10 protein-coding genes are annotated in these 10,799 nt (G+C 64.2%); 5 read left to right on the forward strand and 5 right to left on the reverse strand.

From position 1 onward, the window contains the following. Positions 1–151: 151 nt before the first annotated feature. The 4 genes from HAH_RS15075 (at position 152) to HAH_RS15090 (ending at position 5,907) form a co-directional block, all read left to right on the forward strand. Positions 152–997, forward strand: coding sequence for a CBS domain-containing protein (locus HAH_RS15075; protein ID WP_014041700.1), 846 nt, complete (start codon positions 152–154; stop codon positions 995–997). Beyond that, positions 994–2,730 (forward strand): glycine--tRNA ligase, encoded by a 1,737-nt coding sequence (gene glyS / locus HAH_RS15080; protein WP_014041701.1) that lies wholly within the window; start codon positions 994–996, stop codon positions 2,728–2,730. The genes HAH_RS15075 and glyS overlap by 4 nt, the downstream gene beginning before the upstream one ends. Further along, positions 2,731–3,330, forward strand: a complete 600-nt coding sequence (locus HAH_RS15085) for a diacylglycerol/polyprenol kinase family protein (protein ID WP_014041702.1) — start codon at positions 2,731–2,733, stop codon at positions 3,328–3,330. Positions 3,331–3,396: 66 nt separating this feature from the next. Continuing rightward, on the forward strand, positions 3,397–5,907 hold the full coding sequence (locus HAH_RS15090) for a DEAD/DEAH box helicase (RefSeq protein WP_014041703.1): 2,511 nt from the start codon (positions 3,397–3,399) through the stop codon (positions 5,905–5,907). Positions 5,908–5,913: 6 nt separating this feature from the next. On the opposite strand, the gene HAH_RS15095 is transcribed toward HAH_RS15090, so the two are convergent. Then, on the reverse strand, positions 5,914–6,723 hold the full coding sequence (locus HAH_RS15095; RefSeq protein ID WP_014041704.1) for an Sjogren's syndrome/scleroderma autoantigen 1 family protein: 810 nt from the start codon (positions 6,721–6,723) through the stop codon (positions 5,914–5,916). Between the two features lie 127 nt (positions 6,724–6,850). Between HAH_RS15095 and mdh the strand changes: the two genes are divergently transcribed. Further along, positions 6,851–7,765, forward strand: coding sequence for a malate dehydrogenase (mdh, locus tag HAH_RS15100; protein ID WP_014041705.1), 915 nt, complete (start codon positions 6,851–6,853; stop codon positions 7,763–7,765). A 126-nt stretch (positions 7,766–7,891) separates the two neighbouring features. Here the strand turns inward: mdh and HAH_RS20350 are convergent, their stop codons facing one another. The 4 genes from HAH_RS20350 to HAH_RS15115 all read right to left on the reverse strand — a co-directional run bounded on the left by HAH_RS20350 (position 7,892) and on the right by HAH_RS15115 (position 9,865). Further along, the gene (locus tag HAH_RS20350) at positions 7,892–8,017 is read right to left on the reverse strand and encodes a hypothetical protein (RefSeq protein ID WP_014041706.1); all 126 of its coding nucleotides are present in this window, start codon (positions 8,015–8,017) and stop codon (positions 7,892–7,894) included. 132 nt (positions 8,018–8,149) lie between these two features. Beyond that, positions 8,150–8,836: an OapC/ArvC family zinc-ribbon domain-containing protein gene (locus HAH_RS15105; protein WP_014041707.1), complete on the reverse strand. Its 687-nt coding sequence runs from the start codon at positions 8,834–8,836 to the stop codon at positions 8,150–8,152. Beyond that, on the reverse strand, positions 8,836–9,219 hold the full coding sequence (locus HAH_RS15110) for a DUF2073 domain-containing protein (RefSeq protein ID WP_004517591.1): 384 nt from the start codon (positions 9,217–9,219) through the stop codon (positions 8,836–8,838). Before HAH_RS15110 ends, HAH_RS15105 begins: the two co-directional genes overlap by 1 nt. Positions 9,220–9,223: 4 nt before the next feature. Then, positions 9,224–9,865 carry an Era-like GTP-binding protein gene (locus HAH_RS15115; protein ID WP_004590329.1) on the reverse strand — a complete coding sequence of 214 codons (642 nt, stop codon included), beginning with the start codon at positions 9,863–9,865 and terminating at the stop codon, positions 9,224–9,226. Positions 9,866–10,799: the final 934 nt, after the last annotated feature.

Raw genomic sequence — 10,799 nt, forward strand, 5'->3', positions numbered from 1 at the left:
GTTGTTTCCGAGGCGGTGCAGTCCCTGGGTTTCCGAGATGGCGTCTGCGCGGTCGCCGGCGATAGCCGATGGCCGCCCGGCGTGCTACCCGGATGCCGAAAACGGACGGATGTTAAGGACTTAGTAGATGCGGGAAGGAAGTTCTGGCAGTATGAACGTCGCAGACGCTATGACGCCACGCTCGGAGGTCGTCACGGTCACCATTCCTGGGACCCGTGATGACGCACTGGAGTACCTCCAGGAGCAGGCCTTCTCGTCGGTCCCGGTCATCAAGGAGACCGACGAGGGCGAGGAGTTCAGAGGGATTATTTCACGCGATGCGCTCATCGAGAGCCCCGACGAAGACCAGCTAGCCCTGCTCGTCGAGGAAGTCCCGGCGATCAGCGAGGACACGTCTATCGAAGCCGCCGCGCAGGTGATGGTCGAGGACGGCGAGCGACGCCTCCCCATCGTCGACGGCCAGCTCAAAGGGATCATCACAGTGACCGACGTGATTCGGTCCATCGCCAACGGCGACGTCGACGGCGACAAGATCGTCGGTGATCTCGCCAACCGCGACATCAACTGCGTGTACGAAGGCACGCCGCTGACCGTCGCCGAACGGGAGCTTTCCCACGCGAACGTCCCATACGGCGTCGTGCTCGGCGACGACGGCGACATGTCGGGGATGCTCACCGAGGTCGACATCATCGCGGTCGCCCGCGTCGTCGAGGGCGAGGACGACACCGGCGACTCCATCGCCAATCAGGACGACGACTGGGCCTGGGAGGGCATCAAAGCCGTCGGCGGTCGGTACATGCCCACCCGCAACGTCGAGCTCCCTGCCGAGCCCGTCCGCGAGTTCATGACCGCCGAGGTCGTGACGGTGAACAAGCGCCGCACCGCCGAGGAGGCGGCCCAACTGATGATCGAGCACGACATCGAACAGATCCCGCTGCTGTCGGGCGACGAACTCACCGGCATCGTCCGGGACATCGACCTGCTGCGAGGCCTATGAGCGAAGGCGAACGCCTCACCGAGCTGGCCAAGCGTCGCGGCTTCTACTTCCCCTCGTCGAGTGCCTACGGCGGCGCGGCGGGCTTTTGGACCTACGGGCCACAGGGCGCTGCGCTGAAATCGAACATCGAAGACGCCTGGCGGGACCGCTACGTCGTCAAGGAAGGCCATCAAGAGATCTCAGCACCCGACGTGATGCCCGAGCCCGTCTTCGAGGCCTCGGGACACCTCGACGGCTTCGACGACATGATCGTCGAGTGCGGCGAGTGTGGCGCGACCCACCGCGCCGACCACCTCGTCGAGGACAACACGGACATCGAGGAGGCCGAATCCCTCCCCAACGAGGAAGTGATGGACCTCATCGCCGAGCACGGCATCGAATGTCCCTCCTGTCACACGTCCCTGGCCGACCAGCCGGTCGACAACTTCAACCTGATGTTCGAGACCAACATCGGTCCGGGGTCGTCGTCGCCGGGCTATCTCCGGCCGGAGACCGCACAGGGCATCTTCGTGGAGTTCCCGCAGCTCTCCGAGTACGCCCGGAATCAGCTCCCCTTCGGCGTCGCACAAATTGGGAAGGCCTACCGGAACGAGATTTCCCCGCGGAAGTCGCTTGTCCGCGTCCGGGAGTTCACCCAGGCCGAACTGGAGCACTTCGTCGACCCCGAGGAAGACGATCCGCCGCTGGCCGAGGTCGAGGACGTGGTGCTGCCGCTGTACTCCGCCGCAGCACAGGAGAGCGAGGACGGCGGCCAGCGCGAACTCACGGTCCGCGAGGCCGTCGACGAGGGCGTCGTCGAGAGCGAGTGGGTCGCCTACTATCTGGGCGTCTCCAGAGAGTGGTACGAGCGCGTTGGCGTCGACATGGACCGCTTTCGCTACCGTCAGCACCTCGCCGGCGAGCGCGCCCACTACGCCTCCGACTGCTGGGACGCCGAGAGCGAGGTCGACGGCGACTGGATCGAGATCACGGGCTTCGCCTACCGGGGCGACTACGACCTCTCGAAACACGCCGAGCACTCCGGCGAGGACTACACAGTGTTCAAGCAGTACGACGAGCCGATTACCGTCGAGCGCGCGACCGTCGATCCCGACATGAGCTACCTCGGGCCGGAGTTCGGCGGGGACGCCGGCGCGGTCGCCGACGCACTCGAAGCGCTGGCCGAGAGGAATCCTGACGCCTTCGATGACGACGAGGTCACCGTCGAGGTCGACGGCGAGTCCCACACCGTCCCCGTCGAACAGACGAACTTCAGCGTCGACGAGGTCACCGAGAACGGCGAGCACATCCGCCCACACGTCGTCGAACCCTCCTTCGGCGTGGGCCGGATCATCTACACCGTGCTCGCACACGCATACGAGACCGACGAGGTCGACGGCGAGGAGCGGACCTACCTCGACCTCCCGCCGGAGCAGGCCCCGACCACGGTCGGCGTCTTCCCGCTGATGGACAAGGACGGAATGGCCGACCTCGCGACCGACATCGCCGACGACCTCCGGGCCGCCGGTCTCTCGGTCACCTACGACGACTCCGGGGCCATCGGGCGGCGCTACCGCCGGCAGGACGAGGTCGGCACGCCCTACTGCGTCACCGTGGATTATGAGAGTCTGGAAGACAGCGAGGTCACGGTGCGCGAGCGCGACACGACCGAGCAGAAACGCCTCCCCATCGACGGGCTCGCCGACCGGCTCGAACGGCTCGCAACCGGCGATCTGACCTTCGACGACCTGTAGATGGCCGACGAGGTATCCCGGCGGCTCGTCCACGTCACCGGTGCGGCGGTCCCGCTCGCACACCTGCTCCGGCCGGACCTGATTACATGGCGCGTCGTCCAGGGATTCCTGGCTGTGGCGCTGGTCGTGGTGCTGATTCTCGAAGCGGTGCGGCTGACCACCGGACTGGACTGGGTGGTGTACGACCGGCTCACCCGGGAGTACGAGCAGGACAACCCCGCCGGCTACGCGCTGTACATCGTCGGGATCGCCATCGTCGCCTTCGCCGTCGAACTCCCGAGTATGACCGAGACGGTCGCCGTCCCGGCGATGTTGATGCTCGCTATCGGCGACCCCATCAGCGGCCTGCTGGGCTCGGCTGATGCCAGCAACGTCAAACAGGCCTGGGTCCTGCTGGTGATGTTCGGCGTCTGTACGCTACTCGCCGCGCCGTTCGTTCCCCCCGCCGCCGCAGTGCTTGGCGGTATCGCTGCGACGTTCGCCGACGGCGTCAAGCCGCGTATCGCCGGTTACGTCATCGACGACAACTTCTCGATTCCGGTGCTCGGGGCGCTGGCGATGTGGGTCGGCGTCCAGTACCTGCCCGGCTTCGGCCTCTAAGGCCGTCCGTTCACTTTCACCGCGGTATCTGAACCCTTAACCACCGGCGGGACGAACGCGTGGGTAATGGCGACCACCGACGCCGGTGGCGAGCACGTCGAGCGCCCGCTGGTGACGCCGGAGTTCCTGGAGAACCGCCGCTACCAGACCGAACTGGCGGAAACGGCGAGCGGAGACCACACGCTCGTCTGTCTCCCGACCGGGCTGGGCAAGACGACCGTCTCGCTACTGGTGACCGCCGAACGGCTGCACGCCGTCGGCGGGAAAGCACTCATGCTGGCCCCGACGAAGCCGCTGGTCCAGCAACACGCCGAGTTCTACCGCGAAGCGCTGGAACTGGATGACGAAGATGTGGTCGTGTTCACCGGTGAGGTCCGACCCGACGACCGGGCCGCCCTCTGGGAGGACGCCCGCATCGTCATCGCGACGCCGCAGGTCGTCGAGAACGACCTCGTGGGCAACCGCATCTCCCTTGCCGACGTGACCCACTGCACCTTCGACGAGTGCCACCGGGCGACCGGCGACTACGCCTACAACTACATCGCCGACCGCTACCACGCCGACGCCGAGAACCCGCTGGTGACGGGGATGAGCGCCTCCCCCGGCGACGACGAGGAGGCAATACTCGAAGTGTGCGAGAACCTCGGGCTGAACGAGGTCGCGGTGATGACCGAAAACGACGCCGACGTGGCCGAGTACACCCACGACACCAGCGTCGACTGGAACCGCATCGAACTGCCCGATATCGTCGTCGAGATCCGTGACGCAATCAATGAGGTCATCGAGGACCGGCTGGACCAGCTGCGGGAACTCGGCGTCACGAACAAGTCTTCGGCGGACATCTCCGAGCGCGAAATCCAGCAGATTCAGGGCCAGCTTCGGGACCTGATGAACAACGACCAGAGCGAGGGCTACCAGGGGATGAGCTTTCTCGCGGAGGTCCGCAAGCTCCGGACTGCCGTCACGTACGTCGAAACGCAGAGCGTCGAGTCCCTGCGGCGGTACTTCGAGCGGCTGAAGGAGGCCGCCCGCTCCTCGGGCGCGTCGAAGGCCGACCAGCGCCTCGTCAGCGAGCCGAAAGTACGGGAGGCGATGCGGAAGGCCAGCGACTACGACGACCTGCACCCGAAGTTCCGCCAGACGCGAATGCTGCTCGCCGAGACGCTGGGCATCGAGAACGGCGAGCGCGTCATCGTCTTCACCGAGTCCCGCGACACCGCCGAAACGCTCGTCGACTTCCTCTCGGACCACTTCACGACCCAGAAGTTCGTCGGCCAGAGCGACACCGACGGCAGCGAGGGGATGAGCCAGAGTCAGCAACAGGAGACGCTGGACAGGTTCCGGGATGGCGAGTTCGAGGTGCTCGTCTCGACGTCCGTCGCCGAGGAGGGGCTTGACGTGCCCGAAGTCGACCTGGTGTTGTTCTACGAACCGGTGCCGACCGCGATTCGGGCCATCCAGCGGAAAGGCCGAACCGGCCGACAGGCCGAGGGCCGGGTCGTCGTCCTGCTGGCCGAGGACACCCGCGACGAGGCGTACTTCTGGAAGGCCCGCAACGACCAGAAGCGGATGAAACGCGAGCTGAACGAACTCAAAAGCGTCGCCGGCGAACTGGAGGCCCGCCTCGACCAGACCGGGCTCGACGAGTACGAGGACGGCGAAGGGACCGCTTCGGGTGGAACCAGCGAGGATGAAACCGCTACACAGAGCGGGGATTCCACTCGAAACAAAAGGGGTAGCGGAGCTAACAAGTCAGTCGAGGATGACGATGGCAGTGACGGTCAGGCCGGACTGGACGCCTTCGCAGACGACCCGTCGGAAGCAGCCGAGGTCGACAGCGAAGCGGCCACGGCCAACGAGGAGAATACCGGAACAGGGGACGACGAGGGAACGGTCGCCAGCGCCGGACGCGACGACGAGGACGACCCCGTCGAAATCGTCGCCGACCAGCGGGAACTCGACTCGAACATCGCCCGGGACCTCTCGACGCGGGACGGTATCGAGACCCGACTCGAAACGCTGGCCGTCGGCGACTACGTCCTCTCGGACCGCGTGGTCGTCGAGCGCAAGACCGTCGCTGACTTCATGGACACGCTGACCGGCGGCGACCGGTCGATGTTCGAGCAGGTCGGGGACGCCACGCGCAACTACGGTCGGCCCGTCGTCGTCATCGAGGGCGAAGACCTCTTCGGCGCGCGGAACGTCCATCACAAGGCGATCCAGGGCGCGCTCGCGTCGCTCGCGGTCGATTTCGGCGCGAGCGTGCTGCGGACCAGCGACGAGGACGAGACCGCCGACCTGCTGGAAGTCATCGCCGGGCGGGAGCAGGAGGTGGCCGACCGCGAGGTGAGCGTCCACGGCGAGAAACAGTCGAAGACGCTCCCGGAGCAACAGGAGTACGTCGTCGCCGCAATCGCCGAAGTCGGGCCGGTGACCGCGCGCACGCTGCTGGAAGCCTTCGGTAGCGTCGAGGCGGTGATGACCGCCGACAAAGACGACCTGCTGGAGGTGTCTGGCATCGGCGACGTGACCGCCGACCGGATTCGAGAAGTCATCGCCAGCGACTACGACCCGTAGCTCCGCTCAGAACCGCGTCGCGTCCAGCGCTTCCGCCGCTTCTCTCGCTGCCTGCAGATGCTCGCGAGCCTCGCGTGGGTTCTCGGTCGCCGCGGCGCGCTCGGCGAAGCGGTGGACAGTCTCGGCCAGTAGCGCAGACGCCGCATCCAGATTTGCCGCAACGTCACCGGCCCCACCTTCGGATGGCGCGGGCTGTCGAGCGGAAGCGGGGGGGTCCTGTGAACTGTTCCCGGGCTGCCGCTCGGATTCAGTGGTCCGGTCAGCGGGGTTCGGAGCGCCGGTTCGGGCGTTCTGGGCGGGTGAATCGGGCTGGCTCCGGGGTTGTGTGGTCCTATCGCCCCCCGCTTCGGGTGGAGAATGCGATGCGTTCGTCGACGAGTCCGACTGGGATGGTTCCTGAGGTGCGGAGGGAGCAGCGTCCGGTGTGGTCTGCCCGTCCGCCGCTCCGGCTTCGGCTGCAGTCTGGTCCGGCTCGTTGCTGTCGTCGCCGAACTGGACGCGGGCCTCGTCGCTGGGGGCGGCCATCTCGATGTTGTCCCCGTCGCCCGTACTGTCCGCCGTCTCCTCGTCGCCGTCGTCCGTCTCCGCCCCGTCGGCCTGCGCGTCGCGAGCGACTGGCTTCTGACAGGTCGGGCAGAACTCCTGGCCGTCGTAGCGGAAGATGGGGTCGCCACACTCGCTGCAGTGGGCGTTCGTCATCGTCGCGCCCTTCAACAGGAGCTCACTCATCTGCTCGGTCGCCGCCCGGTTGTCCTCCTCCTGCTCGAATTTCTCGCGGAGTTTCTCGCGTTCGGCTTCCTTGTCGAAATCACTCATACGAGTCACAACGTCACGGGGCTGAAAACAGTTTACGGGTGCGAGACGTCGGTACTGGCTGAACGCTGTGCGGCGGAATCGGGGTTTCGACACGTTTAACGTTCGCGCCCGAGCCTTTCCGAATGGTATGACAAAGGTAAGCGTAGTCGGCGCAGCCGGCACAGTCGGCGCAGCCGCAGGGTACAACATCGCGCTCCGTGACATCGCTGACGAAGTCGTTTTCGTGGACATCCCGGACAAGGAAGACGACACGGTCGGGCAGGCCGCCGACACGAACCACGGCATCGCCTACGATTCGAACACGCGTGTCCGCCAGGGCGGCTACGAGGACACCGCCGGCTCGGACGTCGTGGTCATCACGGCCGGGATTCCCCGCCAGCCCGGACAGACCCGTATCGACCTCGCCGGCGACAACGCGCCGATCATGGAGGACATCCAGTCCTCGCTGGACGAGCACAACGACGACTACGTCTCGCTGACCACCTCCAATCCCGTCGACCTGCTCAACCGCCACCTCTACGAGGCCGGCGACCGCTCGCGTGAGCAGGTCATCGGCTTCGGCGGCCGCCTGGACTCCGCGCGGTTCCGCTACGTGCTGAGCGAGGAGTTCGACGCCCCGGTCCAGAACGTCGAAGGGACAATCCTCGGGGAACACGGCGATGCACAGGTCCCCGTGTTCTCGAAGGTCCGCGTCGACGGCACCGACCCCGAGTTCAGCGACGACGAGAAAGAGCAACTGCTCGGCGACCTGCAGGAATCGGCGATGGACGTCATCGAGCGCAAGGGCGCGACCGAGTGGGGGCCGGCACGCGGCGTCGCGCACATGGTCGAAGCCATCCTCCACGACACCGGCGAAGTGCTACCGGCGTCGGTCAAGCTCGAAGGCGAGTTCGGGCACGAGGACACTGCCTTCGGTGTCCCGGTCCGTCTCGGGAGCAACGGCGTCGAAGAGATCGTCGAGTGGGATCTTGACGACTACGAGCAGGACCTGATGGCCGACGCTGCCGAGAAGCTCTCGGACCAGTACGACAAGATCTCGTAACCCGGCATCGCTCGCAACCGTCGGGTTTCGGGACGGCATCCGTCCCGAGCTGTATTTTTCGCCTCGCCAGCGGTGTGAGAGACGTGGCTGTAACTGCGAGAGGTGCTCCCTGACGAACAGTGGCCGTTACGCGGGTTCGTCTTGGTCCTCAAGCAAATCGCTGTCGCGCCCGTCGTCGTCGAGATCAGCACCGAGGAGTGACGCCCACTCTTCGAGGTGTGAATCCGATGTCGAGAGTTCTCGGTGGCTCATGGCGTTATCCGAAGCATCCACGGCATATTATATAATGGTTGTGCCCGCGTTGATACTCAATGGAGTGTGCAGCCGTTCTACGGCGTAATTCGGGCTAACGAATATATGAAAGCGGCAATAAGACCGTGTCGGTCACTCGGAACGGATGGTTTCGGGGACCTGAATCGAGTAGTGCCCGTCTTCCTGCAGCGCGATGATGTATTCCTCGCGGTCGTACAGTTCCATCAGGTTCAGTTCGTACTGGCCGGGTTCCAGTACCTTGATCGACTCGAACTGGTCGTTGAGTTCCGCGCGCAGTTCCTCTAGGTCGGGCCGGTCTTCCTGCTCTGGTTCCGCCGGTGGGTCAGGGTCCGCACCGACAGGGCGGAACTGGTGTTCTGCTTCGGACGCCGACGGTGCGTCGGACGGAAGTTCGTCCGGTTCGACGATATCGCCGCGGGCACTAGCCTGGGCTGAATCCTCGGTCGCAGACGTGCGGTCGGGTTCGGTCGACGGCGAGCCGGACGTGTGGGATGGGTCACTCGGCTGTGAGTCAGCCGACCGGTCGGCGTCGAGATGGGACTGCTCGGCGGGACGGTCGCCGTCCGGAGCGGAGCCACTGACGAAGTCACGTACCGAGGCGGCGGTCTTGCCGACGGTACGGGCGACAGTGCTGTCAGGTCCCGGTGGTTCCGGTGGCTCCGCGTCCGGCGTCTCGGAGATGTCGGCCCCCTCGGGCTGATACTGGAACTTGTTCCCGCCGCAGTTGGGACAGCCCGAGAGCATCTCCTTCGACCCGTCGTCGAAGCCACGGCCACAGTCCGTACACTGGTGGGGCATTATTTCCGGGAGACGAGGGCGCTGATGAGCGTTTCGTCCTTGTGGAGCGTCTCTATCTGGTTCGCCGGCCCGATGACTGTCAGCTTCTGGGTCGACTGTTTGCCCATCAGCCGGTCGAGGATGCTGGCGTCGGCGGCCTCGGACTTGGGGTAGGTCTCGATTTCGATGCCGTTGAACTCGTCGGGGCTGATCTCCGTCATCGTGACTTCGATCAGGCGGGACTCCTCGTCGGGGGAGAGTCCCTCTTCGAGAATGACGATGTTGCCGTCACGAACCCCGTCGAGAATCATTCGGATCTTCTCCATCGAGGCCAGTCCGGCCATGCGTTCGCCGCTGATGAGGTCGATTTGGACGCCGTCGTCTGGGTCTTTGACTTCTGCCATTATATCACCCGAAGTACTCCGCGATTTTGTCGTAGACTTCGTCCATGTTGTCTCCCTCGAGCGCCGAGAGCGGAATCGTCTCGTGCTGGGGGTAGGCGTTTCGGATGCGCTGGACGGAGGACTCCTCCAGATCGATCTTGTTTGCAAGAATCAACACCGGCAGGTCCTGACTCTCGATGATGCCGATGAGCATGGTGTTGACCTGCGTGAACGGATCGGTCGCGGAGTCAAGCACGTAAATGACACCGTCGACGTCCTCGCGGAGCCAGTGCATCGCTTCGGCGACGCCCTCGGTCGCTTCGCGGGAGCGACGGACGGCGTCGTCTTTCTCCATGTCGTGTTCGAGGAATTCGGTGTAATCGACCTTCGTCGTCACGCCGGGCGTGTCGACGATGTCGATTGTCACTTTCTTCCCGTCGCGTTCGATCTCGACGTTCTCCTTTCGGCGCGCACGGCGAGTCTCGTGTGGAACGTGACTCTCCGGACCGACGGCGTCGCCAGTCCAGTCCCGTGCGATGCGGTTCGCCAGCGTCGTCTTGCCGGCGTTCGGCGGGCCGTAGATACCGATCCGCTTCGGATCCTCTTCGGAGAACAGCGTCGATGCCGCGCGTGAGATGCTATCTTTGAGGTTTGTTAACAATCCCATCCTATCCTCCCGCCGCCCGGAGTCGTCCGGTATGGCGGCTCTGCCCGTAAAAGATAGGCGAATTCACTTAAGCCTACGTCAGACATTAGTCCTTTTTCTGACATGGGGAGGCATAGCACAGATCAGCGTGTGCGCGTTTCCGCGGATGCAATCGGGACGGGAACTGTTCGGGTGGAGTCCGGTCATCCGAAACCCAGCGATTCGGATTAGGGGTGGACCATCCTAGCCCCCCACCCCTTTGTTTCAGGTGGAACGACAGACATCCCTGGGGAGGGGGTGGAGAATTACCGATCAAATCGGGAGCGGACCAGCTGTTCAAATCGGCGCGACTCGCCATACCGCTAGTTAGAACGGCCTAGACACTAGAAAACTGTATACTACCCTCTACTAGGGATTTGTTTTATCTAGTGCGGCTTTGGTTTATGAGGTAGTGTATTAAACCTTTCCCCTTACTAGAGGACATTTTCGTCACCCTCACCCCCTCCCCCCGGGCCTGTTTCCCGTTCCACCGGAAACGGAGGGGTGGGGGGGGTTGGCCCGTTACGGTCGCTTTGTCCTACAGGTCCCGTCCTGCCGTGGTACCACCACTCGTGTTCACACAGCGTACCAGCTCCCGGAACCACTCCATGGCTCCCCTTCCCCTCCACTCATACCCCTGCCGTGCCATGCCCGTCTAACCCAGTGAAACTGAAGCTATAGTCCTCTTTACGACAACGGAACCCATGCGGGAGCACTCATAAATATGCCAACATATATGTTTCATGGGTGGTGTACCGAAATATTTAATATCGACTCACGGTACGGTTCATGTGGTTCAACTGGACGCACCGGAGAGCGCTGATGCTCACTAACGACGGTACTGACGCACTCCTCGCTCCCTCTGTTCCGGTGTCTCCAACTCTCTCCACACGAAACGAAGGGGACTCTCTCGACT

The organism is Haloarcula hispanica ATCC 33960 (genome assembly GCF_000223905.1).
Classification (GTDB): domain Archaea; phylum Halobacteriota; class Halobacteria; order Halobacteriales; family Haloarculaceae; genus Haloarcula; species Haloarcula hispanica.

What these genes read in the sequence shown, in the direction of transcription:
- glyS (WP_014041701.1), top strand. Translation starts at nt 994, where the DNA reads ATGAGCGAAGGCGAACGCCTCACCGAGCTGGCCAAGCGTCGCGGCTTC.
- HAH_RS15085 (WP_014041702.1), top strand. Translation starts at nt 2,731, where the DNA reads ATGGCCGACGAGGTATCCCGGCGGCTCGTCCACGTCACCGGTGCGGCG.
- mdh (WP_014041705.1), top strand. Translation starts at nt 6,851, where the DNA reads ATGACAAAGGTAAGCGTAGTCGGCGCAGCCGGCACAGTCGGCGCAGCC.
- HAH_RS15105 (WP_014041707.1), bottom strand. Translation starts at nt 8,836, where the DNA reads ATGCCCCACCAGTGTACGGACTGTGGCCGTGGCTTCGACGACGGGTCG.
- HAH_RS20350 (WP_014041706.1), bottom strand. Translation starts at nt 8,017, where the DNA reads ATGAGCCACCGAGAACTCTCGACATCGGATTCACACCTCGAAGAGTGG.
- HAH_RS15095 (WP_014041704.1), bottom strand. Translation starts at nt 6,723, where the DNA reads ATGAGTGATTTCGACAAGGAAGCCGAACGCGAGAAACTCCGCGAGAAA.
- HAH_RS15075 (WP_014041700.1), top strand. Translation starts at nt 152, where the DNA reads ATGAACGTCGCAGACGCTATGACGCCACGCTCGGAGGTCGTCACGGTC.
- HAH_RS15115 (WP_004590329.1), bottom strand. Translation starts at nt 9,865, where the DNA reads ATGGGATTGTTAACAAACCTCAAAGATAGCATCTCACGCGCGGCATCG.
- HAH_RS15090 (WP_014041703.1), top strand. Translation starts at nt 3,397, where the DNA reads ATGGCGACCACCGACGCCGGTGGCGAGCACGTCGAGCGCCCGCTGGTG.
- HAH_RS15110 (WP_004517591.1), bottom strand. Translation starts at nt 9,219, where the DNA reads ATGGCAGAAGTCAAAGACCCAGACGACGGCGTCCAAATCGACCTCATC.